Source organism: uncultured Polaribacter sp. (assembly GCF_947497125.1).
Taxonomy (GTDB): domain Bacteria; phylum Bacteroidota; class Bacteroidia; order Flavobacteriales; family Flavobacteriaceae; genus Polaribacter.
On record NZ_CANMFI010000003.1, the window covers coordinates 258,370 to 281,709 of the forward strand.

A 23,340-nucleotide genomic window follows, 5' to 3' on the forward strand; every position below is an offset into this window, starting at 1 on the left:
ACTAAAAATATTGTTGCAAAATAACCTACATAAAGATTTTAAACTGAACGGTTTTTCATTTACAAGTGTCGATGAAATTTTGTCTTATTCGAAAGATTTTTCTGAAGAAATTTATCAATTTCTACAAGACTGGTTTTCAAAGAAAGAGTATGTTATTGTGCAAACTTCAGGCTCTACAGGCACTCCAAAAGACATTCAGTTATTAAAACAAAAAATGATAAATTCTGCCCTTGCAACTGGGCAATTTTTCAATTTAAAACCAAAAACTACAGCTTTAATGTGTTTGCCATCAAAATATATTGCTGGTAAAATGATGTTGGTAAGAGCGCTTACTTTGGGGTGGCATATAGATATTGTATCCTCTAATGCTTCACCTTTAAAAACCATTTCAAAAAAATATGATTTTTCTGCAATGGTACCTTTGCAAGTAGAAAATTCTTTAGATAAAATACATTTATTAGAGACCTTAATTATTGGTGGAGGAGTGGTTTCAAAAAAACTACAAGACAAATTGCAGTCTATTTCTACAAACGTTTTTGCTACATATGGCATGACAGAAACCATTACACATATCGCTATAAAAAAGCTAAATCATTTTAAGGGAGCTATTTCAAATTCAGTAACGATTGCCTATTATAAAACGTTACCAAACACAACAATTTATATAGATCAAAGAAACTGTTTGGTGCTTAAAAATAATAATGTTGCCAACGAAATTGTATTTACAAATGATGTGGTTCAGTTAATTTCTGATACTCAATTCGAGTGGTTAGGTCGTATAGACAATGTGATAAATTCTGGTGGTATAAAATTATATCCAGAAAAAATAGAAGAACAGCTATCAACACTTATAAAACAGCGCTTTTTTGTTACGGGTATAGAAGACGAATTGTTAGGGAACAAACTTATTTTGGTTGTAGAGGCGCCTATTGATCATCAATTATATAAAAATAAATTATTCTCTGAAATACAAAATTTAAGAACACTTTCTAAATTTGAAATTCCAAAAGAGATTTATTTTATGGATCAATTTATAGAAACGGGCACAAAAAAAATCCAACGTAACAAAACATTAGAATTACTTAAAAGATAGGTGTTAAATTTTATTATAAAATAAACTTTTAATAATACCATCAGACAAACCAATTTTTGGTACATAGATTTTTCTTGCGCCACTCCATTTCATTGCAGATAAGTAAATTTTAGTTGCTGGAATAATAACATCTGCTCTATCTGGGTTTAAGCTTAATTCTGATATTCTATCTTCAAAAGACATCTGTTTTAAAAACTGATATTGTGCATTTAAATAGATGTAAGAAATCGGTTTTCCTTCTGTTCTCCCAGACATTTTAAATAGCTTGTTAATGTTACCGCCAGACCCAATGAGTGTCACTTTTTTTAGGTCTTTTGTGTTTTTTTTAATCCACTTTTCTACATTGGCAAAAATCTCTTTATTCACAGCTTTTTTATTGTTCAATAAACGAACTGTACCCATTTTAAAAGATTTTGAAGTAATAATTTTTCCTTTTGAAAAAAGAGTAAACTCTGTACTACCGCCACCTACATCTACATACAGATAAGAATTATCGCCCTGAATTAAGGTGTTTAAATCTGTAGAAGATATAATTTTAGCTTCTTCTTTACCACCAATAATATCTATCTGTACGCCTGTTTTATTTAAAATTTCTGTAGCCACTTCTGTACCATTTACAGCCTCTCTCATTGCAGAGGTAGCGCAGGCTTTGTAGCGTTCTACATTGTGCACTTTCATAAGTAGTTTAAAAGCCTCCATGGCTTCTACCATTCGGTTTGTATTGGCTTTGCTTATGATGCCATCTCCTGTAAAAGCATCTGCACCTAGTCTAATAGGCACACGTACTAAAGAAGATTTTTTAAATTGAGGTTCTTTGTCTTCGGAAACAATTACGTTTGCAATAAGCAGTCTTATGGCATTAGAACCAATATCGATTGCACCGTATTTTTTTATTTCTAACACTTAAATTTATTTATGGTTTTTGGGGAATTCAATTAAAATTGTTTTTCCTTTTTTTATGTTTTTCCAATGTTTTTCTTCAAATTGAATACCAACCACACCACAGGTAGTAACATGAGAGATTGGTGTGCTTCCAAATTTATTTACAAAAGAGTTGATGCCGTGGTCATGACTAAAAATAATGGCAGAATTAAAACCATCATCTAGTGCTTTTACCGTTTTTACCAAATATCCATCGCTAAAACTGTAGAGTTGTTTTTTAATTTGCAGATTAGATAAAGGATATTCAAAATTGTCACAAAAAATAACTCCTGTATGCAAAGCTCTATTTGCACTGCTAGACACAAAAACATCTGGTCTGTTAATTTCTTGAGCTAAAAATTTAGACATTAAATGCGCATCTTTGATACCTCTTTTCTTTAAAGGCCTATCAATATCTTCTATTCCCTCGTACTCCCAAGAAGATTTTGCGTGTCTAACTATGTAAATTGTTTTCATTCAATTTCTTAAATTATCTTAATGTAAATATAAAAATTATGGAGCTAATCTTTCTAATATCCAAGAAAAATCTTCTGCTAAAGAATATCTAATTCTGTCGTGTAATCTGTTTGGACGTCCTTGCCAAAATTCTATAGAAATTGGTTTAACCAAATAACCACCCCAATGTTCTGGTCTTGGTATTTCTTTGGTTTCGTATTCTTTTTCTAGGCTTGCTAAATTTTCCTCTAAAATTGCTCTAGATTTTATAACTGAACTTTGGTTTGATGCCCAGGCACCTAACTTGCTTCCATCTGGTCTAGAATCAAAATATCCATCAGATAAATTTTCAGCTAACTTTTCTGCTCTACCTTTTATAATTATTTGTTGTTCTAAAGCTGGCCAGAAAAAAGATAGACAAATATTATTGTTATTTGCGATGGCATTTCCTTTCTCTGAAGCGTAATTTGTAAAGAAAACAAAACCTTCCCAAGTAAATTTCTTTAACAATACAATTCTGTTTTTTGGAAATCCGTCTTTACCAATAGTACTAATATTCATAGCATTGGTTTCTTCTACAGATTCTGATTCTTCTGCATTTGCAAACCAAGTTCTAAATAATTCCATTGGGTTTTCTGGACAATTATTTTCTAATAGTTCTTGTTTTTCGTAAGATTTACGATAGTTACTTAAGTCTTTTTGCATGTTTTAAAATAGATATCTAATTCCAACTGAGTTTCTTAATCCGTTTTCATTTTCAGCAATATGATAGGCCGTTTCAAGAACGAAACCGATGTTTTTGTAATTTTTAAAAGGTAAAATTTCTAATTGAAATGGTATGTAAAAACTTTCTAGTTGATCTAATTCTTCAAAAAGAAAAACATTTACACCTAATCCTAAATTTAGGTTGTAAGTTTCTTTGTTTTTAATTTTATACAAAACACTTAATTTACTGCTAAATGATTTGTCTACAGCATCGTCAATTTTTAATTCTGCCTGAATTTTTTCAGAAAACTCATAACTCATTCCTATTTCTGAATTAAAATATCCTGTTGCTTTTATTTGGCTAAAACCAATGCAAGTAGTAAAAAATAAAAATAACAGAAAGTTGTTTTTCATTATGACGATCTTTTAAACAAATATAAACCAACAAAAGTTAAAAAACCATTTAAGACCAATACAAAAAATCCAAAATCGAAATTAAAATATTGTAAACTGTAAGTACTAATTATAAATGTTACAATGGGTGCTATTAAACAAACAATGGGCACCATTTTGTCTTTTAGTTGGTGTTTTGTAAACAAGCCAAAAGCATACAAGCCTAATAAAGGTCCGTAGGTATAACCTGCTGCTTTAAAAATATTAGCAATCACACTTTGGTTGGCAATAAAATACTTAAAAATTAAGATGATGATGATTAATACAATAGAAAAAATAACATGAATTTTCTTACGTGTTTTTACCTGTTCTTTTTCATCTTTGTTTTTATCAATCTCTAAAATATCGATACTAAAAGAGGTTGTTAAAGAGGTTAGTGCAGAATCTGCACTTGAGTATGCTGCGGCTATCAAACCTAATAAAAAGAAAAGTGCAGTAGCAATGCCTAAATTCCCACTTGTGGCAATGATAGGAAATAGCTGGTCTTTGCTGGCATTAATTCCGTTTTGATACGCATAATCTGTAAGTAAAACACCTAATGCTAAAAAGAAAAAATTTACTATAACCAACACGATAGTAAACCAAAACATATTTTTTTGTGCATCTTTTAAGTTTTTACAGGTTAGGTTTTTCTGCATCATGTCTTGGTCTAAACCAGTCATTACAACTGCAATAAAAGCACCTGATAAAAATTGTTTCCAGAAATAATTTCCAGTATGTATGTCATCAAAATAAAATATTTTTGAAAATTTACTTTTAGATACATAGGTTGCTAAGTTCTCTATTTGCAATTCGTTGGTTACGTTGTAAATACAAACACCTACAGCAATTAACATGAATAGTGTTTGCAAAGTATCTGTCCAAACAATGGTTTTTATTCCTCCTTTAAAGGTGTACAACCAAATTAGCAAGATGGTTATTGATACGGTTACCCAAAACGGAACTCCGTAAGCATCAAATAAAATGGCTTGTAACACATTTGCGACTAAAAACAGTCTAAAAGCAGCACCAATAGTTCTAGATAGTAAAAAGAAACTTGCGCCGGTTTTGTATGAGTATTTTCCGAACCTGTCTTCTAAATAAGTGTAAATAGAGGTAAGGTTTAATTTATAATACAACGGTAGTAATACCAAACCAATTACTGCATAGCCCAAAACATAGCCTAATACCATTTGAAAATAACTCATATTTTGCGCTTCTACCCAACCCGGAACAGAAATAAATGTAACACCAGATAACGAAGCGCCAATCATACCAAAAGCAACTAAATACCAAGGCGAAGAATTGTTTGCTTTAAAAAAAGTGTTGTTGTCTGCAGATTTTCCGGTGATGTATGAAATGAAAATTAATACAGAAAAGTAAGCAACAATTAATAAAATAATGTGAATGGGTTGCATGGATTTATTTAGAATTATGGGTTGTAAATTACGAATATACTCTTTTTAAAATTTTATATAAAAATTAATAATTCGTAATCCATAATTAGTAATTTTGCACTCATGGATTTTTCGTCAAAATTATTAGAAAACGCAGTAAATGAAGTAAGTCGTTTGCCGGGAATTGGTAAAAGAACAGCTTTGCGTTTGGTGTTGCATTTGTTAAAACAGCCTGCAAGTAATACTACTTTTTTGTCTGAAGCACTTTTGCATTTAAGAAATGATGTAAAAACATGCCAGAAATGTCATAATATTTCTGATACTAATTTATGTGATATTTGTAGTAATACAAAAAGAAAACCAGAAATTGTTTGTGTGGTAGAAGATATTAGAGATGTAATGGCTATAGAAAGTACCTCTCAGTTTAATGGATTGTATCATGTTTTAGGCGGTAAAATTTCTCCTATAGAAGGGATTGGTCCTCAAAATTTAGAAATAGATTCTTTAATAGCTAAGATTGAAAAAGGAGAAATAAAAGAGATTATTTTTGCCTTAAGTTCTACGATGGAAGGCGATACCACTAACTTTTATATTTTTAAACAGATAGAGAAATTTAATATTACAACTTCTACTATTGCTCGTGGAATTTCTGTGGGTGATGAGTTAGAGTATGCCGATGAGGTTACTTTAGGGCGAAGTATTGTAAATAGAATTCCTTTTGAACAGAGTATAAAAAGTTAATATTTGTAAGTGCTGCTATTTTAAAGCTTCTTTTTCTGCTTTGTCCCAAGATTTTTTTGCACGAATATTTTTGTAAAGTCGAATGCCAAGCATTAGCAGAATACCAAAAAGTAGAATTCCTACAACTCCCCAAATCCAATTGATACTGTTTTGTAATACCACTAAAAAAACAACAGCAAAAAGTATGATTGTTGGTGCTTCGTTAATAATTCTTAATTTAAAAGGAGAGTATTTTACAACATCTTTTTGAAGTTGTCTGTATATTTTATGACAAAACCCATGGTAAAAGTATAGCGCGAATACAAAGCTTAGCTTGATATGCATCCAAGGCATTTCTAAATAATACGGATTTTTAACCAACATCCAAAAGCCAAAAATACTTGCTAAAATTGCAGAAGGCCAACTGATAATGTACCACAATCTCTTGCTCATTAATTTATACTGAGTCTGCAAAATTTCTTTTGCAGGCTCAGGTTTTTTTTCAGCTTCTACATGATAGATAAATAAACGAACAATGTAGAATAAGCCAGCAAACCAAGTGACTATAAATATAATGTGTAAAGCTTTTATGTATAAAAAATCCATATTTTATTTAAGTTTTATGGTTGTAAAGTTAAAATGTTTTAGAGTTATAAAGTTAAAAAGTTTTTTGACGTTTTTTAATTTATTTTTGAAATTTCATCTAACATCTAACATCTAACATCTAACATCTACTCTTCAATCCAATTAACCAAAACATCTACCCAATCGTCATTGTCATTAATACAAGGTATTGCGTAAAATGCCTCTCCGCCAGCTTCTAAAAATTCTTCTTTACCTTCCATGGCAATCTCCTCTAAAGTTTCTAGACAATCAGAAACAAAAGCAGGTGTAACAACAGCTAATTTTTTAACCCCTTCTTCTGGATATTTCTCTAGCATTTTGTCTGTGTAAGGTTGTAGCCATGGGTCGCCAGCTAATCTAGATTGAAACGATACAAAGTATTGGTGTGGTTGCAAGTCTAAATATTCTACCACTTGTTTTGTTGTTTCGTAGCATTGGTGTTTGTAGCAAAATTCATGCGCAGCAGAACTTGTTTTACAGCACTCAAAATTAACACTATCGTTTGGCTTACAATGAGATTTTGTAATGTCTGATTTTCTTACATGACGTTCTGGAATTCCGTGATACGAAAATAAAATCTTATCCCATTCTTTACCTTCTAGGTGATTTTTTATACTATCACCCAAAACTTTTATATAGTCTTTTTTATGATAAAAAGCAGGAATATGATTGAACTTCATTGCCGGGAAAAACTCAGCTCTTAATTCTTCTGCTAATACTAAAATGGTATCTGTGGTTGCCATTGCATGTTGCGGGTATAGCGGTACAATAAGTACATCTGTTACCCCTTTGTCATGCAATTCTTGCAAGCCCATTTTTATAGAAGGCGTTCCGTAACGCATTGCCAAAGCAACAGGTAATTCTGTTTTATCTTGCACTTTAGCCAACAATCTTTCTGATAATACAATTAAAGGAGAACCTTCGTCCCACCATATTTTTTTGTATGCTTTAGCAGATTTTTTTGGTCTGGTGTTTAAGATAATTCCTCTTACTAATATGGTTCTTAACCATTTTGGAGCGTCTATAACGCGCTCATCCATTAAAAATTCATCCAAATACTTTCTAACATCTTTGGTAGATGTACTTGCTGGCGATCCTAAATTTACTAATAAAACTCCTTTCATTTATTTAAGTTTCAAAATTGAAAGTTTCAAATTTTTATAGTTGAAACCTACAACTATTTTTATTTTTTTTTCTAACTACTAACTATTTCAACTGATTTGTAATTTCATAGAGTGTAATAGCCAAACTATGAATTACGTTCATTGATGAATTTCTGCCATACATCGGTATTGCAATTGTTGCATCAACAGTATTTATATTTTTTATTCCGTTTCTTTCGCTACCCAAAAGTAAGACGATTTTCTGATGATTTTTAAAATTAAAATCTTGAATATCGATACTTTTATCAGTAATTTCTATGCCTATAATTGTATTTCCTTCACTTTTTAATTGCGCAATTAACACTTCAAAATCATCATAAAACGAATGCGCTACTTGGTTGATTGTGTTTCTGGCTGTATTTACTACTTTTCTATTTTCAATAGTAGGCGAGCTTTCATGAAAATATATTTTTTTTACCCCAAAACTCTCTGAAATCCGAAAACACATGCCAATATTTTCAGGGGTTCTAATCGCATCACAAACAATTGTTATAGGAAACTCTTTTTGTGTGTTTTCGATGTCGTAATGCGTTAATTGTTTCAATTCCTTTTAATTTAATATTATTTATTGATGCTCATTACATACTTTTTTGGAGTGGTGCCAAACTTCTTTTTAAAAGCAGCTATAAAATGACTTGCAGTGCTGTAACCAACTTGCAGTCCGACTTCGTTTACATTGTAAAGATTACTCTCTAGTAATTTTCTGGCATGCTCCATCTTATAATCAAACAAAAAACTAAACACAGTGTCTCCGTAAATTTGTTTAAAACCTTCTTTAAGTTTTTTTAACGTTAAGCCCGTTTCTGATGCCAATTCTTGCAGACTTGGTGGTTCAGACATTCTAGATATAATGATTTCTTTGGCTCTTCTAATTTTTAATACATTTTGTTCATCAACCAAAAAAGGACAATATTCTGCATTTGTAGTTTCATCTTTTTGAAAGTGCAAACTCAACAATTCGTAAATTTTTCCTTTTACATATAGTTCTCTAATAGAACTGTTAATGTTAGAATTTATAATTTGCTGCAACACAATAGCAATTGTCGGTTTGATCTCTTGGTCGTCATAAAACTTTCGATTGCTATTTTCATCACTTAAAAAAGGAATGTATCCTGATTCTTTTGAAAATAGAGAATGAAATTTTTCTATAGAAATTAATAGAGAAACCAATGTTGTTTTGGGTTGAATCTCTAAATTTATAGGCAATACTCTCTGCGGATTGTACAACAAAATAGATCTATTATCTAAAACATCAAAAGTATATGCGCCATCATTAAACAGAAATTTAGAGTTTCCTCTTAAACAAAAATGCATTTGTATAAAAGTATTGTCTATTTCTCTTACAAAATTCTGAACCTTGTCATTTTCATTCTGAAAATGAAGAACATAAAACCCTTTTTCTAAGGTGATTTCATCAAAAGAACTTTCTCCGACATTTTTAAACATGTGCAACTTTGTTTTTGAATTTTTGTTTATTTAGAATTATTCTATATAAAGCATCTGTAAATTCTTCTTACAAGTACAAAAATAAGGGTTTTTATGTTTTTTAACTCAAAAAAAACATTAAAAAAACATCTAACGTTATTAAAAATACTTTTTGCGACATTTTTATCTTATTGAAGTTTTTATTTTTGTGGCATCTTAACAATTTATGAAAGAATTAGGGCAAGAGCGCTTTTACAATATTGGAGTAAGTTATAAAAAAGCAGATGCAGAAACGCGTGGTAAGTTTTCTGTGTCTAAAGAAAACCAAATTGCACTTTTAAAAGCGGCAAAAAATAAAGGTATTTCTGGCGCATTTATAATTTCTACCTGCAACAGAACAGAAATATTTGGTTTTGCAAATAGGCCTTGTTTGTTAATAGAGTTGCTGTGTGATTTCTCTGAAGGAAATGCAGCAGAATTTTCAGATTTTTCTCACATATACCAAGATCAACTTGCCATTAATCACTTGTACAGAATTGGTACAGGTTTAGATAGCCAGATATTAGGCGATTATGAAATTGTTGGTCAGTTAAAACAATCTTTTAAACTTGCTAAAAAAGTAAAAACAACAAATGCATACACAGAGCGTTTGGTAAACAGTGTTTTACAAGCTAGTAAAAAAGTAAAAAATAAGACAAAATTAAGTTCAGGAACTACTTCTGTTTCGTATGCTGCTGTGCAGTACATTATAAAAAATGTTGTAGATTTTGATGCTAAAAACATCGTGGTTTTTGGTTTGGGAAAAATGGGGAAACATACCTGTAAAAACCTTGCTGAATATACCAATAATAAGCAAGTTTGCTTAATTAATAGAACTGAAGAAAAGGCAGAAGAATTTGCAAAAGATTTTCAGGCTATCCGAAACGCTTCCATAGAGAACCTAACAGAAGAAATTGCAAATGCAGATATTTTAATTGTTTCTACCGGAGCCGAAAAACCAACAGTTACAAAGGCACAGATTGCAGAAGGTAAAGAGCTTTTAATTTTAGATTTATCGATGCCAGAAAATGTTGCGCACAATGTAAATGATCACAACAAGGTAACATTGGTTAATGTAGATGCATTATCAAAAATAACAGACGAAACGTTGGCTGTTCGTTTAGCAGAAGTACCCACTGCAGAAAAAATTATAGAGGCTAACAAATCAGAGTTTAACGATTGGTTAAACCATAGAAGATTTACGCCTGCAATTACAGCGTTAAAAAAATCTCTAGAAAATATTAAGAATGATGAAATTAATTTTCAGAAAAAGAAAATTTCTAATTTCGATGAGCAGCAAGCAGAAATCTTAACGTCACGATTCATTCAGAAAATTACAACACAATTTGTAAAGCATCTTAAAAATGAAGACACTGCTGTCTCAGAAAGCATAGATGTAATTCAGAAAGTATTTCAATCATAACCCAAAGACATGCAGAAAGTAATTAGAATAGGAACTCGTGAAAGTGAATTAGCGCTTTGGCAAGCCAATACAGTAAAAAAAGAATTAGAAGCATTAGGGTATGAAACTGTTTTAGTGCCTATAAAATCTTTAGGAGATATTGTTTTAGACAAACCTTTGTATGAGTTAGGTGTAACCGGTGTTTTTACAAAAAGTTTAGATGTTGCCATGTTAAACGGCGATATTGATATTGCTGTACATTCTTTAAAAGATGTGCCAACTGCTTTGCCAGAAGGTATTGTGCAGGCTGCTGTTTTAAAGCGTGGTAATTACAATGATGTGCTTGTTTTAAAAGGGAATGAAGAATTTTTTGGGCAGCCAAATGGAGTAATTGCAACAGGTAGTTTGCGAAGAAAAGCCATGTGGTTAAACAGGTATCCAACTCATAAAATTGAAGATTTAAGAGGAAATGTAAATACTCGATTAGAAAAGCTAAAAAATAGTGAAACATGGGATGGAGCTGTTTTTGCTGCTGCTGGTTTAGAAAGATTGGGCAAAATGCCAGAAGGCACAATAGATCTTTCTTGGATGGTTTCTGCACCGGGACAAGGTGCAATTATGATTGCTGCATTAGAAAAAGACACCTATGTTTTAGATGCCTGTGAGCAATTAAATCATCATGAAACAAAAGTATGTGTAGGTGTAGAACGTGAGTTTTTACGCTTGCTAGAAGGTGGTTGTACTGCGCCAATAGGTGCGTTAGCGTATGTGAATTCTAAAACAGAAGAGGTAAATTTTAAAGGAGTTTTGTTAAGTAAAGACGGCTCTAAAAAAATTAAAGTAGAAAAAGCAATAAAGCTAGGAAGTCATCACTACTTGGCAAAAGATTGTGCAGATTATATTATCAATAAAGGCGGTAAAGAGCTTATGTTGGCAGATGAAGAGGCAGCTACAAAGTTGGCTTCTGTTTATTCTACCAAGAAATTATCTGAACTTCAAAAAGAAGTTTTATCAGAATCTTTAGGAGTAGATGATAGCGATTTTATTAAAATACGTTTCAATAGGCTTTCTGCTAAAGTAGTTCAAAAAGAAATAGAGAACGTAATTATTACCAGTCAGAATGGTGTAGAGTCACTTTTAAATTCATTTACAAAAGATGAAATGAATTTTAAAAATATTTTTTGTGTTGGTAGAAGAACCAAAAAATTAATAGAACGTAAGATTGGTAAGGTGCAACATGTTGCTAAAAATGCGTTAAAATTAGCAGAATACATCTCTAAAAAGACGACTACAAAAAATGCAACTTATTTTTGTAGCAATATTAAAATGGATGTTTTACCAACGTATTTAAAAGCGAACGATATAGTTGTTGATGAAGTAGAGGCTTATAAAACAATGTTGAGTCCGGTTACAATAGCAGATACTTTTAACGGTGTTTTATTTTATAGTCCGTCTGGTATAGAAAGCTATTTAGAAATGAACCATACAAACAAAGTTGCTTTTTGTATAGGTGAAACTACTGCTGCGGTTGCTAGAAAACATTTCGAAAAAGTAGAAGTAGCAAATATGCCAGATGTAGAAAGTCTTCTAGAGTTGGTAAATACATATTATTCAAAATAAAAAAGTAATCTCTAGCAGTATTGATGTCTATATTATTTTAGATTGAAATAGCAGCGCAGCTTGTAAGAGATATAAGTAGTTCTCGACTGCGCTCGAACTGATAAAAAGTTTTTGTAAATGTTTAGAACAAGAAGATTAAGAAAACACCAAGGAATTAGAAGATTGGTGCAAGAAACAAAACTTTCGGTAGACGATTTTGTATATCCACTTTTTATTGAAGAAGGTACAAATATTGAAAAAGAAATTGTTTCAATGCCTGGTATCAAACGTTTTTCTTTGGATACTATTTCTAAAGAATTAGACGAGGTTGTTGCTTTAAATATTCCAGCAGTATTGTTATTTGGTATTCCTTCTGAAAAAGATGATGAAGGAACAGAAACTTGGAATGATAACGGAATTATGCAACAAGCAATTCGTTTTATCAAAAAGAACTATCCGAGTTTATACGTTATTACAGATGTTTGTTTTTGTGAATATACTTCTCACGGACATTGCGGAATTATTCATGACAATGATGTAGATAATGATGCAACTTTGGTAAATATAGCAAAACAAGTAATTTCGCATGCAAAAGCGGGTGTAGATATGGTAGCGCCGTCAGGAATGATGGATGGCACGATAGATATGATTCGTCAATCTTTAGACAATTCCGGTTTTGTAAACTTGCCAATTATGGCGTATGCTGTAAAATATGCCTCAGCATTTTATGGCCCTTTTAGAGATGCAGCAGATTCTGCACCTACTTTTGGAGATCGAAGAACCTATCAAATGGATCCTGCAAATAGAGATGAAGGGTTGCGAGAAGCAACTTTTGATGATCAAGAAGGAGCAGATATTTTAATGGTAAAGCCAGCATTGTCTTATTTAGATATTATCAGAGATTTAAAAAATAATTTCGATCGCCCGATTGCATGTTACAATGTAAGTGGAGAATATGCGATGGTAAAAGCAGCCGCAGAAAAAGGCTGGATTGATGGCGAAAAAGTAATGTTAGAAAGTTTGCTATCTATGAAAAGAGCAGGAGCAGATATTATTATTACCTATTTTGCTAAGGAAGCAGCTAGATTGCTGTTGAAGCGTTAAACTGTTTAATTGTGTAACTGAACAATTACACGATTCAAAAACTAAACAATTATACAATAAAGATGTTTAAAAAATCACAAGAATTATACGAAAAAGGATTGAAAAACCTTGTAGGAGCAGTAAACTCTCCTGTTAGAGCATTTTCATCTGTTGGCGGAAATCCGTTGTTTATCAAAAAAGCAAAAGGAAGTAAAATTGTAGATGTTGATGACAATGAGTATGTAGATTTAGTAGTTTCTTACGGACCTATGATTTTAGGTCACAGACACAAAGCAGTTGAAAAAGCAGCCAAAAAAGCATTAAAAAAAGGCTATTCTTTTGGTGCATCTACAGAAGCTGAAATAAAGTTAGCAAAAATTGTTTGTGATGCTTTTCCAGAAATGGATAAAGTTCGTTTTGTAAATTCAGGTACAGAAGCGGTTTTAAGCGGAATTCGTTTGGCAAGAGCTTTTACTGGAAAAGATAAAATTATTAAATTTTCGGGTTGTTATCACGGGCATCAAGATGCATTATTGGTAGCAGCTGGTTCTGGTTTGGCAACATTAAGTTTACCGGGCTCTAAAGGAGTGCCAGAAGGAGCTGTAAAAAATACTTTAATTGCAGAATACAATAATTTAGAAAGTGTAAAAGCGCATTTTGAAACCCATGATGATATTGCAGGTGTAATTATAGAGCCAATTGGTGGTAATATGGGCGTTGTAATTCCGCAAAACAACTTTTTAAAAGAGCTAAAAGAATTTTTAGAAACTAAAGGGGCTTTGTTAATTGCAGATGAGGTAATGACAGGTTTTAGATCTATGTTTGGTGGCGCACAAGAAGTATTAGGTGTTACTGCAGATATAACTTGTTTAGGAAAAGTAATTGGTGGTGGTTTTCCGGTAGGAGCTTACGGAGCAAGAAACGAAATAATGGAACAAGTTGCTCCTTTGGGCGGTATGTACCAAGCAGGTACTTTAAGCGGAAATCCAATTGCAATGGCAGGTGGAATTGCAACCTTAACAGAGTTAAAGAGGCAAAATCCATATCAGAAGTTTGAAGAAGTTGGCGCTATTTTAGAAGTCATTTTATTAGAGGCTGCAAAAAAGCACAATGTAGATGTAGTGGTAAATCGTTTTGGTTCTATGATGAATCCATTTTTCACCAAATCAAAAGTGACAAATTTTGAAGAAGCACAAACTTCAGACACCAAAAAATTTGCTGTATTCTTTTGGGAAATGATTAAAAACGGAGTTTTCTTACCGCCAAGTCAGTTTGAAGCATGGTTTTTAAATTCAGCACTATCAGAGAAGGATATTAAAAAAATTAGTATTGCAGTAGATAAAGCGATGCAAAAAGTAGCTACTAGTTCTTAATGCTATTATTTATAAAATAACCGCAAAGAAACAAAGGGCGCAAAGTTTTAGAAGTAACAACTATGAATTCATATTATGTCTGAAAATGAGATTTCTAAAATTATAGTAGACTGTGCATATAAAGTTCACAAATCATTAGGGCCTGGTTTATTAGAAAGTACATACGAGGCATGTTTGTTTTATGAATTGGACAAGAGTAATTTGGTTATTCAGAAACAAAAAGTACTACCAGTAGTTTATGATAATTTGAAATTGGAAGCAGGTTATAGGATAGATTTATTGGTTGAAAATAAAGTTATTATAGAATTAAAATCAGTTAAAAAATTAGAAGATGTGCATACTGCACAAATGATAACATATTTAAGATTATCAGACTGTAAACTAGGTTTGTTAATAAATTTTAATGTAAGTCTAATTAAATATGGGATCAAAAGAATAGTGAACAACTTATAAAACCTTTGCGAACTTTTGTGTCTTCGCGGTTAATAAAATATTATGATAAAAAACGATTTATTTTTAAGAGCCTTAAAAGGAGAAACGGTAGACAGACCACCCGTTTGGATGATGCGTCAGGCAGGTAGATATTTACCAGAATTTCAAGAGATAAAAAAGAAGTACGATTTCTTTACACGTTGTCAAACACCAGAATTAGCTTCTGAAATTACAGTGCAGCCTATTCGAAGATACGGTATGGATGCTGCTATTTTGTTTTCAGATATCTTGGTCATCCCACAAGCCATGAATATCGATGTGGAAATGAAACCTAATTTTGGGCCTTATTTGCCAAACCCAGTTCGTACACAAAAAGATGTAGACAATGTAATTGTCCCAGATGTAAATGTGGCGTTAGATTATGTGTACCAAGCCATAAAAGCAACCAAAGAAAAACTAAATGATGAAATTCCGTTAATCGGTTTTGCAGGTTCTCCGTGGACAATTTTATGTTACTGTGTTCAAGGGCAAGGTTCTAAAAACTTCGACAAAGCAAAAGAGTTTTGTTTTACAAATCCGATTGCAGCGCACCAATTATTACAAAAAATTACCGATACAACGATTGCCTATTTAAAAGCAAAAGTGGCAGCAGGTGTCAATGCAGTTCAGGTTTTTGATTCTTGGGGCGGTATGTTGTCTCCGGTAGATTATCAAGAGTTTTCTTGGCAATATATTCAGCAAATTATAGATGCTTTAAAAGAGCATGCACCCGTAATTGCATTCGGAAAAGGATGTTGGTTTGCCCTAGATACAATGGCAAAATCTGGCGCTGCAGCTTTAGGTGTAGATTGGACGTGTTCTGCTAGAAATGCCCGTTATTTAACAGGCGGTAACATTACTTTACAAGGTAATTTCGATCCTACAAGACTGTTTTCTCCGCCAGCAGAAATTAAAAAAATGGTCACACAAATGATCAATGATTTCGGAAAAGACAAATACATCGTTAATTTAGGTCATGGTATTTTGCCAAACATAGGTTTAGACAATGCCAAAGCTTTTATAGACGCCGTAAAAGAGTATAAAAGTCCTAATTAAAAGAAGTTAAATTTGGGCGTTCCCTAAAGGTCGCGCTTTCCATTATATCTTTTTGCTTAAAAAAGCAAAAAGGATGCCATTTCAATCGCTAACGCAAGCACTCGTTATCAAAAAAAATGAAAGAACAATTTTTTAAATACATTCAAGAATTACAAGATACTATCACATCAACTTTAGAAAAAGTAGATGGTAAAGCCACTTTTAAAGAAGACAATTGGCAGCGAGCAGAAGGTGGCGGCGGTAGAACACGAGTAATTGAAAATGGTGCTGTTTTTGAAAAAGGCGGTGTAAATATTTCAAAAGTTTTTGGGGAATTGCCAGAAGCTTTGCGCAAGCAATTTGGAGTAAAAGAGGGTAATTTTTTTGCATGCGGATTAAGTTTGGTATTACATCCAACAAATCCTTTTATACCAACTGTGCATGCAAATTGGCGTTATTTCGAAATGTATGATTCTACAGGTAATATTGTAACACAGTGGTTTGGTGGTGGTCAAGATTTAACACCTTATTATTTGTTTGATGAAGACGCCATTCATTTTCATCAAACTTGTAAAAATGCTTGCGATAAACACCATCCAGAATTTTATCCGAAGTTTAAAAAAGCATGTGATGAATATTTTTGGAATACCCACAGAAATGAAGCAAGAGGAATTGGTGGTTTGTTTTTCGATTACTTAAAAGAAAATGAAGAGTTTGCAATAGAAGATCGTTATAATTTTGTGACTCAAGTGGGAGATAGTTTTTTAGAAAGTTATGTTCCCATAGTTCAAAAAAGAAAAGAAATTCCGTTTACTAAAAAGCATAAAGATTGGCAAGAAATTAGAAGAGGTCGTTATGTAGAATTCAATTTAGTACATGACAGAGGTACTTTATTTGGTTTAAAAACAAACGGACGAATCGAAAGTATTTTAATGAGTTTGCCACCAACAGTTCAATGGGTGTATAATAACGAACCTAGTAAAAATAGTGAAGAAGCCAAGCTTTTAGAGGTATTATCTACACCTAAAAGTTGGCTGTCTTCTTTGGGGGAATCTTAGTTTTTTGGGGGTTTTAAAAAACTTCTTTCATTTTACCTTCCCAGGTATATCCTTTTAGAGTAGATTCATAATATATCCATCCTCTCTTAATTTTTGTAATTTTAATGTCTAGTTTGGTGCCTTTTCCAAAAGGGAAGTTTGGTAAGTTAGACTCTATTATAGTTAATGTAAATTCTTTATTAGAACTATAATTTAATTTAGAAACAATATAGTTTTCTTTATTGTTAAAGTATTCTATGTGCTTGTCTCTGTTAAAATGCACTAAAACATCTTTTCCATTGTATCTATAAGTATACTTTCTGTTATTAATAATAGGTGGCACATTTGGTGTACTTAAATTTTCTGTCGCTTTCTTAAAAAAGAAATGTTCTATTAAATTGTGAGAGTAATTGGTCATTACCATTTTTTGACCTTGAACATTAAAAATTGTTAGTAATAAAATTAATGCGAATACTGATTTAAAATTTTTCATGATATAAGTTGTTTAATTAATAATTGTTTTTGAAATCTGGTGCAATTTACGCTCGTAGTACTTTTTGAAAAAATGAATGTTGTGAACTCCCTTTTTAAAGTTGTAAACTATTTAGCTTTTATGGTTAAACATTTTTTCTTTTGCATAAAAATCTTAAAAACCATTACTTGTTGCATTATTTTCATCTATTTAATTAATTTATTATTTTATACACAACAAATTATCTTTTATTGCGTAAAATTTTATAAATAATATAAAATTTTATAAATGTATATTTAGCATTTTTACTATAAAATAGTACTTAAAAAGATGTTTTTATGTATTTTTGTAACCGTTAAAAGAAAATACAAATGGCAAGATTTGAATTAAAGTTACCTAAGATGGGTGAAAGCGTTGCCGAGGCAACCATTACCTCATGGTTAAAAGAAGTTGGAGATGTAGTTGAACTCGATGATGCTGTTGTAGAAATTGCAACAGATAAGGTTGATTCTGAAGTGCCATCTGAAGTAGAAGGTACTTTAATTGAAGTCTTATATCAGAAAGATGATATTGTTGCTGTAGGAGAAACCATAGCAATTATAGAGACCAATCAAGAAGAGATTCAAACAGCTAGCAATACTAGTAATGTAGAAGAGAATATAGATGTAGAAGAGGTAGTTTCTACCATTAAAAAAGCAGAAGAAATAATAGCTGCACCTATTGTTAAAAACTCAGATTCAGGGAAATTTTATTCACCTTTAGTTAGAAATATTGCACAGACAGAAAATGTTTCTATGAACGAGTTAGAAGCAATTAAAGGTTCTGGAAAAGATGGTAGAGTTACTAAAGACGATATTTTATCATTTATTGAAAATAGAGGTAACTCTGCTGATACTTCTAATAAAGTAGAAAAAGTATCAGTTATTAAGGAAGAAAAATCAGTACCAAAATCCACACCTATTTCTGTAAGCGGTGAAGATGAAATTATAGAAATGAGTAGAATGGGGAAATTGGTAGCCAAGCACATGGTAGATTCTCTTAAAACCTCTGCGCATGTTCAATCTTTTATAGAAATAGATGTTACCAATATTGTGAATTGGAGAAATAAAGTAAAAGATGCTTTTTTGAAGAGAGAAGGAGAGAAGCTAACTTTTACACCTATTTTTATGCAAGCAATTGCAACTACAATTAAAAAATATCCTTTAATTAATATTGCACTACAAGGAGATACTATTCTTAAAAAGAAAAATATTAACTTAGGAATGGCTGCTGCTTTACCAGATGGAAACTTAATAGTGCCTGTGATTAAAAATGCAGATCAATTGAATTTAGTAGGCATGACTTCTGCAGTTAATGATTTGGCAAATAGAGCAAGAAACAATGCTTTAAAACCAGATGAAATTCAAGGTGGTACATATACAGTTACCAATGTAGGTACTTTTGGATCTATTATGGGAACCCCAATTATAAACCAACCTCAGGTAGCAATTTTAGCTCTTGGTGCTATAAGAAAAGTGCCAGCAGTAATAGAAACTTCTGAAGGAGATTTTATAGGAATTAGACAAAAAATGTTTGTTTCACATTCTTATGATCATAGGGTTGTAAATGGTGCTTTGGGCGGAATGTTTATCAAAACCCTAAAAGATATTTTAGAAGCTTGGGATGTAAATCAAGATTTTTAAACTTTTAAAAATACAGCATAATTAAAAAGCCTTTTTGATATAATCAAAAAGGCTTTTCTTTATTAGTAAGAATTACAACTACTATTTAATTAATTCGTAAGAACGTTTTATGAATTTGGTTAACTCTTCACCATGTAAAAGGTTTTGAGATAGTTTAGCCAAATCGAAGGCCTGAGAAATTAAGTGTTTCTGTGTAGCTTCATCTTTAGAATTTAATATATCTGATACTAAAGGGCTGTTTGTGTTTACAACCAAATTGTACATATCTGGAAAATTACCCATTCCCATCATTCCGCCACCACCAGAAGCTTGCATTTCTTTCATTCTACGCATAAATTCTGGCACTGTAATTAAAAACGGAGAAGCATCAGAATCCATAGCTTCTAGTTGAACAGTGTAAGATTTAGAGTTTACAGCACCTTCTATAATTGGCTTTAAAGTTTCTTTTTCTTTGTCTGACAATTTAGAAATTACAGCATCGTCTTTTTTGATTAAGTTGTCAATAAAGTCAGCATCTACTCTTGTAAACTTCACTTTTGCATCACCACCTTCTAGCTTTTGCATCAAGTGCGAAATTATTGGCGAATCTAATACCAATACTTCGTATCCTTTTGCAGTTGCACCTTGTATGTAACTGTGTTGCGCTTCTTTGTTAGAAGTGTATAAAATTACGTGGTTGCCATCTTTATCGGTTTGTGCCTCTTTTGTTTTTTCAATAAGCTCATCAAACGTAAAAAACGTATCTGCTACAGTAGGGTACAAAGCAAATTTCTTAGCTTTGTCAAAGAATTTGTCTTCAGAAAGCATTCCGTATTCGATAATTACTTTGATATCATTCCATTTTGTTTCAAAATCTGCTCTATCTTTTTTGAATAAAGAAGCCAATTTATCACCTACTTTTTTAGTAATGTATCCAGAAATCTTTTTTACAGCGCCATCTGCCTGTAAGTAAGAACGCGATACATTTAAAGGAATGTCTGGAGAATCAATTACACCTTTTAACATTTGTAAGAAGTCTGGTACAATTCCTTCTACATTGTCTGTAACGTATACTTGATTTTGATATAGTTGAATTTTATCTTTCTGCATATCCATAGACTGGCTAAGCTTTGGAAAGAATAAAATACCTGTTAAGTTAAAAGGATAATCTACATTTAAGTGAATGTGAAATAGAGACTCTTCAAATTGCATTGGATACAATTCTCTATAAAAATTAGTATAATCTTCTTCACTTAAATCTGCAGGAGCTTTTGTCCAAGCAGGATCTGTGTTGTTTATAATGTTGTCTACAGTAATTTGTTTATGTGGTTCTGTAGTTTCTTTACCGTCTTTATCTTTTGTTGTTTTTGGTGTAAACTCAGGATCGTTAATTTCTTTAGTTCCAAATTTAATTGGCACTTGGTTAAAACGATTGTATTTGGTTAACAATCCTCTAATTTTATCTTCCTTTAAGAAGTCTAAAGAATCTTCTGCAACGTGTAAAATAATTTCGGTTCCTCTGTCTTTTTTATCATGTTCAACTAAAGTATATTCCGGAGAACCGTCACAAGACCAATGCGCAGCAGGCTCGTCTTTAAAAGATTTAGTAATTAAATCTACCTTTTCTGCAACCATAAAAGCAGAGTAAAAACCAAGACCAAAATGCCCAATAACACCGGTGTCATTTTTGTCGTCTTTGTATTTTTCTAGAAACTCTTCGGCGCCAGAAAATGCAATCTGATTGATGTATTTTTCAACCTCGTCTGCAGTCATACCAAGACCTTGATCTTTAATTGTAATGGTTTTTGCTTTTTCGTCAATACTAATTTCAATCTTAGCATCTCCTAATTCAGTTTTAGCTTCACCAATAGAAATTAAATGTTTTAATTTTGTGGTAGCATCTGTACCGTTAGAAATTAGTTCACGTAGAAAAATTTCGTGATCTGAATACAAGAACTTTTTAATCAGCGGAAAAATATTTTCTACAGATACGTTAATGTTTCCTTTACTCATAATTTATATATTTATTTAGATTTGTATTAAGTATGACTTCTAATACTCAAAAAAAATACCAAAAGTAAGATTCTGACAAGATGACAGAATTTAGCCGTAGAGCGTCAATTTATGGCGTTATTTTATAGGCTTTGGTTCTTTTTAAGAGAAATAAAAGTATTATTTTAGCCTTTGCATATTGCTAATATAAAAACACACAGAATGTACAATTCAAAAATTACAGGCTTAGGATATTATGTTCCAGAAAATGTTGTGACTAACAACGATTTAAAGGAGTTTATGGAAACCTCAGACGAGTGGATACAAGAGCGAACAGGTATTAAAGAAAGACGTTGGATAGATCCAAAAACAGGAGATACTACCGCAGTTATGGGAGCAAAAGCTGCTAGAATTGCGATTGAAAGAGCAGGGTTGTCTAAAGATGAAATCGATTTTATTGTGTTTGCAACTTTAAGTCCAGATATGTATTTCCCTGGCGGTGGTGTTCAGATACAAGATATGTTAGAGATGCCAACCATTGGCGCTTTAGATGTTAGAAACCAATGTTCTGGTTTTATATATGCAATGTCTGTTGCAGATCAATTTATAAAAACAGGAATGTATAAAAATATTCTGGTGATTGGGTCTGAAAATCATTCTGGAGGTTTAGAAAAATCTACTAGAGGTAGAAATGTTTCTGTAATTTTTGGTGATGGTGCAGGAGCTGCAGTATTGTCTAGAACAGAAGAAAAAGGGAAGGGAATCTTATCTTCTCATTTACATTCGGAAGGAAAACATGCTAAAGAATTGGTTTTAGAAGGTCCTTCTACTCAAAGATGGGTGCCAGAAATTTTAGAAAATAATGATCCAGATGATACTTCTTATTATCCATACATGAATGGACAATTTGTTTTTAAACACGCTGTTGGTCGTTTTTCAGAGGCAATTGTAGAAGGTCTTAAAGCAAATAATTTAGAGAAAGAAGACATAGATATGTTGATACCGCATCAAGCGAATTTACGTATTGCACAGTTTATACAGAAAAAGTTTCAACTTTCTGATGATAATGTGTATAACAACATTATGAAGTACGGAAATACAACAGCTGCATCTGTTATTATTGCATTAACAGAAGCATGGGAATTGGGTAAAATAAAAGAGAACGATTTAGTTGTTTTGGCTGCTTTTGGTAGCGGATTTACTTGGGGCTCTGTTATTATAAAATGGTAAAATAGTTTAAAGCTATTTTATATTAAGAAAGACTCGTTTTTACGGGTCTTTCTTTTTTTTTGATGTTCTTTTTTAATTTTAAATATTGTGTTAAAATTAACAGTGTTAATTCATTTTGTTTATTATTTTTATAAATTAATTAAACAAAAAAAACAAATCACTATTATATGACATTTACTACAAACAAATTATGGGTTCTATGCATACTCGTGTTTATCTCTTCAATTGTAAATGCGCAAAACTTTAGTGGAAAAGCAACGTATATTTCTAAAACAAAAATGGATTTAGGCAATTGGGGTTCTAAATTTAGTGAAGCTCGAAAAAAACAAGTGGCAGAACGTTTAAAAAACAGATTAGAAAAAACCTATTTTTTAACCTTTAACAAACAAGAGGCTACTTTTTTAGAAGAAGAAAAAATAGATGCAATTTCAGGAGCAACAGATTCTTGGGGAGGTTATTTCTCTAGAGGAGATCAATATAAAAATATAAAAAATGCAGAAATTGTTCAGAGTCAAGAGTTTTATGGCAAACGTTTTTTAGTAAAAGATAATTTGTATAAAATTGGGTGGGTAATGGGTTCTGAAACAAAGAAAATAGGAGATTATACGTGTTATAAAGCAAAAGCCTTTGTGCCATACGCAGAATTAAATTGGTATAATTTTTCTTGGGCAGATTTAAGAACTTCAGAATCTAAAGAAGGTGAAGAAGTAGTAGAAAAAATGGTAATTGTAGAAGCTTGGTATACACCTCAAATTCCATTAGCCCATGGTCCAGCAGAGTTTTGGGGGTTGCCCGGTTTTATTTTAGAGGTTAGAGCAGAAAACACCACACTTTTATGTACAGAGATTTCTATTACTAAAGATGAAAATCTACAAATAAAAGCACCAGAAAAAGGTTTAGAGATAACAAAGACTGCCTATAATAAAACTATAAAAGCAAAAATGTTAGATATGAGAAATAGCAGAGGAAGAAGAAGAGGATAAACTTTTTTTGTAGATATTTGCATTTTA

At 31.8% G+C, this 23,340-nt stretch carries 23 protein-coding genes; 12 read left to right on the top strand and 11 right to left on the bottom strand.

Annotation, left to right across the window (positions count from 1 at the left end):
- The first annotated feature begins 13 nt into the window (after positions 1–13).
- Positions 14–1,093 carry an AMP-binding protein gene (locus Q0678_RS06545; RefSeq protein WP_367181500.1) on the top strand — a complete coding sequence of 360 codons (1,080 nt, stop codon included), beginning with the start codon at positions 14–16 and terminating at the stop codon, positions 1,091–1,093.
- A 3-nt stretch (positions 1,094–1,096) separates the two neighbouring features.
- On the opposite strand, the gene Q0678_RS06550 is transcribed toward Q0678_RS06545, so the two are convergent.
- The 5 genes from Q0678_RS06550 to Q0678_RS06570 are packed head-to-tail and all read right to left on the bottom strand — an operon-like array spanning position 1,097 to position 5,025.
- Positions 1,097–1,996, bottom strand: a complete 900-nt coding sequence (locus Q0678_RS06550) for an exopolyphosphatase (protein WP_299055580.1) — start codon at positions 1,994–1,996, stop codon at positions 1,097–1,099.
- A 6-nt stretch (positions 1,997–2,002) separates the two neighbouring features.
- Positions 2,003–2,491: a histidine phosphatase family protein gene (locus Q0678_RS06555; protein ID WP_299055583.1), complete on the bottom strand. Its 489-nt coding sequence runs from the start codon at positions 2,489–2,491 to the stop codon at positions 2,003–2,005.
- Positions 2,492–2,527: 36 nt separating this feature from the next.
- Complete coding sequence (pdxH, locus tag Q0678_RS06560) at positions 2,528–3,175, bottom strand: pyridoxamine 5'-phosphate oxidase (protein WP_299055585.1); 648 nt, start codon at positions 3,173–3,175, stop codon at positions 2,528–2,530.
- A 3-nt stretch (positions 3,176–3,178) separates the two neighbouring features.
- The gene (locus Q0678_RS06565; RefSeq protein ID WP_299055587.1) at positions 3,179–3,589 is read right to left on the bottom strand and encodes a hypothetical protein; all 411 of its coding nucleotides are present in this window, start codon (positions 3,587–3,589) and stop codon (positions 3,179–3,181) included.
- The gene (locus Q0678_RS06570) at positions 3,589–5,025 is read right to left on the bottom strand and encodes a sodium:solute symporter (RefSeq protein WP_299055589.1); all 1,437 of its coding nucleotides are present in this window, start codon (positions 5,023–5,025) and stop codon (positions 3,589–3,591) included. The genes Q0678_RS06565 and Q0678_RS06570 overlap by 1 nt, the downstream gene beginning before the upstream one ends.
- A 102-nt stretch (positions 5,026–5,127) precedes the next feature.
- Between Q0678_RS06570 and recR the strand changes: the two genes are divergently transcribed.
- On the top strand, positions 5,128–5,745 hold the full coding sequence (gene recR, locus Q0678_RS06575) for a recombination mediator RecR (RefSeq protein WP_299055592.1): 618 nt from the start codon (positions 5,128–5,130) through the stop codon (positions 5,743–5,745).
- 15 nt (positions 5,746–5,760) lie between these two features.
- Here the strand turns inward: recR and Q0678_RS06580 are convergent, their stop codons facing one another.
- The 4 genes from Q0678_RS06580 to Q0678_RS06595 form a co-directional block, all read right to left on the bottom strand.
- Positions 5,761–6,330, bottom strand: coding sequence for a CopD family protein (locus Q0678_RS06580; protein WP_299055594.1), 570 nt, complete (start codon positions 6,328–6,330; stop codon positions 5,761–5,763).
- A gap of 125 nt (positions 6,331–6,455) precedes the next feature.
- Positions 6,456–7,472, bottom strand: coding sequence for a ferrochelatase (gene hemH / locus Q0678_RS06585; RefSeq protein WP_299055596.1), 1,017 nt, complete (start codon positions 7,470–7,472; stop codon positions 6,456–6,458).
- 82 nt (positions 7,473–7,554) lie between these two features.
- A complete protein-coding gene (locus Q0678_RS06590; protein WP_299055599.1) occupies positions 7,555–8,055 on the bottom strand; it encodes a TrmH family RNA methyltransferase in 501 nt (166 codons plus the stop codon).
- Between the two features lie 17 nt (positions 8,056–8,072).
- Entirely contained in the window at positions 8,073–8,957 is an 885-nt protein-coding gene (locus Q0678_RS06595; protein WP_299055601.1) for a helix-turn-helix transcriptional regulator, read from the bottom strand.
- A 205-nt stretch (positions 8,958–9,162) separates the two neighbouring features.
- On the opposite strand from Q0678_RS06595, the gene hemA reads away from it, so the two are divergent.
- The 7 genes from hemA (at position 9,163) to hemF (ending at position 16,996) form a co-directional block, all read left to right on the top strand.
- The gene (hemA, locus tag Q0678_RS06600) at positions 9,163–10,398 is read left to right on the top strand and encodes a glutamyl-tRNA reductase (RefSeq protein ID WP_299055603.1); all 1,236 of its coding nucleotides are present in this window, start codon (positions 9,163–9,165) and stop codon (positions 10,396–10,398) included.
- 9 nt (positions 10,399–10,407) lie between these two features.
- The gene (gene hemC, locus Q0678_RS06605; RefSeq protein WP_299055605.1) at positions 10,408–11,997 is read left to right on the top strand and encodes a hydroxymethylbilane synthase; all 1,590 of its coding nucleotides are present in this window, start codon (positions 10,408–10,410) and stop codon (positions 11,995–11,997) included.
- Between the two features lie 117 nt (positions 11,998–12,114).
- Entirely contained in the window at positions 12,115–13,080 is a 966-nt protein-coding gene (gene hemB, locus Q0678_RS06610; protein WP_299055608.1) for a porphobilinogen synthase, read from the top strand.
- A 62-nt stretch (positions 13,081–13,142) separates the two neighbouring features.
- Positions 13,143–14,432: a glutamate-1-semialdehyde 2,1-aminomutase gene (gene hemL, locus Q0678_RS06615; protein WP_299055610.1), complete on the top strand. Its 1,290-nt coding sequence runs from the start codon at positions 13,143–13,145 to the stop codon at positions 14,430–14,432.
- 75 nt (positions 14,433–14,507) lie between these two features.
- On the top strand, positions 14,508–14,885 hold the full coding sequence (locus tag Q0678_RS06620) for a GxxExxY protein (RefSeq protein ID WP_299055613.1): 378 nt from the start codon (positions 14,508–14,510) through the stop codon (positions 14,883–14,885).
- A 42-nt stretch (positions 14,886–14,927) separates the two neighbouring features.
- Positions 14,928–15,959 (top strand): uroporphyrinogen decarboxylase, encoded by a 1,032-nt coding sequence (gene hemE, locus Q0678_RS06625; RefSeq protein ID WP_299055616.1) that lies wholly within the window; start codon positions 14,928–14,930, stop codon positions 15,957–15,959.
- Between the two features lie 116 nt (positions 15,960–16,075).
- Positions 16,076–16,996 carry an oxygen-dependent coproporphyrinogen oxidase gene (gene hemF / locus Q0678_RS06630; RefSeq protein WP_299055618.1) on the top strand — a complete coding sequence of 307 codons (921 nt, stop codon included), beginning with the start codon at positions 16,076–16,078 and terminating at the stop codon, positions 16,994–16,996.
- 13 nt (positions 16,997–17,009) lie between these two features.
- On the opposite strand, the gene Q0678_RS06635 is transcribed toward hemF, so the two are convergent.
- Positions 17,010–17,468, bottom strand: a complete 459-nt coding sequence (locus Q0678_RS06635) for a hypothetical protein (protein WP_299055620.1) — start codon at positions 17,466–17,468, stop codon at positions 17,010–17,012.
- A 350-nt stretch (positions 17,469–17,818) separates the two neighbouring features.
- On the opposite strand from Q0678_RS06635, the gene Q0678_RS06640 reads away from it, so the two are divergent.
- On the top strand, positions 17,819–19,129 hold the full coding sequence (locus Q0678_RS06640; protein ID WP_299055623.1) for a dihydrolipoamide acetyltransferase family protein: 1,311 nt from the start codon (positions 17,819–17,821) through the stop codon (positions 19,127–19,129).
- Positions 19,130–19,210: 81 nt separating this feature from the next.
- Here Q0678_RS06640 and htpG read toward each other — a convergent pair whose 3' ends face one another.
- Positions 19,211–21,121 (bottom strand): molecular chaperone HtpG, encoded by a 1,911-nt coding sequence (gene htpG / locus Q0678_RS06645; RefSeq protein ID WP_299055625.1) that lies wholly within the window; start codon positions 21,119–21,121, stop codon positions 19,211–19,213.
- Positions 21,122–21,322: 201 nt separating this feature from the next.
- Between htpG and Q0678_RS06650 the strand changes: the two genes are divergently transcribed.
- On the top strand, positions 21,323–22,330 hold the full coding sequence (locus Q0678_RS06650; RefSeq protein ID WP_299055627.1) for a 3-oxoacyl-ACP synthase III family protein: 1,008 nt from the start codon (positions 21,323–21,325) through the stop codon (positions 22,328–22,330).
- Positions 22,331–22,497: 167 nt separating this feature from the next.
- Complete coding sequence (locus Q0678_RS06655; RefSeq protein WP_299055629.1) at positions 22,498–23,313, top strand: GLPGLI family protein; 816 nt, start codon at positions 22,498–22,500, stop codon at positions 23,311–23,313.
- Positions 23,314–23,340: the final 27 nt, after the last annotated feature.

Excerpts from the sequence above, each read along its gene's own strand:
- Q0678_RS06555 (WP_299055583.1), bottom strand. The coding sequence starts at position 2,491 with ATGAAAACAATTTACATAGTTAGACACGCAAAATCTTCTTGGGAGTAC.
- pdxH (WP_299055585.1), bottom strand. The coding sequence starts at position 3,175 with ATGCAAAAAGACTTAAGTAACTATCGTAAATCTTACGAAAAACAAGAA.
- Q0678_RS06565 (WP_299055587.1), bottom strand. The coding sequence starts at position 3,589 with ATGAAAAACAACTTTCTGTTATTTTTATTTTTTACTACTTGCATTGGT.
- Q0678_RS06570 (WP_299055589.1), bottom strand. The coding sequence starts at position 5,025 with ATGCAACCCATTCACATTATTTTATTAATTGTTGCTTACTTTTCTGTA.
- recR (WP_299055592.1), top strand. The coding sequence starts at position 5,128 with ATGGATTTTTCGTCAAAATTATTAGAAAACGCAGTAAATGAAGTAAGT.
- Q0678_RS06580 (WP_299055594.1), bottom strand. The coding sequence starts at position 6,330 with ATGGATTTTTTATACATAAAAGCTTTACACATTATATTTATAGTCACT.
- hemH (WP_299055596.1), bottom strand. The coding sequence starts at position 7,472 with ATGAAAGGAGTTTTATTAGTAAATTTAGGATCGCCAGCAAGTACATCT.
- Q0678_RS06595 (WP_299055601.1), bottom strand. The coding sequence starts at position 8,957 with ATGTTTAAAAATGTCGGAGAAAGTTCTTTTGATGAAATCACCTTAGAA.
- hemA (WP_299055603.1), top strand. The coding sequence starts at position 9,163 with ATGAAAGAATTAGGGCAAGAGCGCTTTTACAATATTGGAGTAAGTTAT.
- hemC (WP_299055605.1), top strand. The coding sequence starts at position 10,408 with ATGCAGAAAGTAATTAGAATAGGAACTCGTGAAAGTGAATTAGCGCTT.
- hemB (WP_299055608.1), top strand. The coding sequence starts at position 12,115 with ATGTTTAGAACAAGAAGATTAAGAAAACACCAAGGAATTAGAAGATTG.
- hemL (WP_299055610.1), top strand. The coding sequence starts at position 13,143 with ATGTTTAAAAAATCACAAGAATTATACGAAAAAGGATTGAAAAACCTT.
- Q0678_RS06620 (WP_299055613.1), top strand. The coding sequence starts at position 14,508 with ATGTCTGAAAATGAGATTTCTAAAATTATAGTAGACTGTGCATATAAA.
- hemE (WP_299055616.1), top strand. The coding sequence starts at position 14,928 with ATGATAAAAAACGATTTATTTTTAAGAGCCTTAAAAGGAGAAACGGTA.
- hemF (WP_299055618.1), top strand. The coding sequence starts at position 16,076 with ATGAAAGAACAATTTTTTAAATACATTCAAGAATTACAAGATACTATC.
- Q0678_RS06635 (WP_299055620.1), bottom strand. The coding sequence starts at position 17,468 with ATGAAAAATTTTAAATCAGTATTCGCATTAATTTTATTACTAACAATT.
- Q0678_RS06640 (WP_299055623.1), top strand. The coding sequence starts at position 17,819 with ATGGCAAGATTTGAATTAAAGTTACCTAAGATGGGTGAAAGCGTTGCC.
- htpG (WP_299055625.1), bottom strand. The coding sequence starts at position 21,121 with ATGAGTAAAGGAAACATTAACGTATCTGTAGAAAATATTTTTCCGCTG.
- Q0678_RS06650 (WP_299055627.1), top strand. The coding sequence starts at position 21,323 with ATGTACAATTCAAAAATTACAGGCTTAGGATATTATGTTCCAGAAAAT.
- Q0678_RS06655 (WP_299055629.1), top strand. The coding sequence starts at position 22,498 with ATGACATTTACTACAAACAAATTATGGGTTCTATGCATACTCGTGTTT.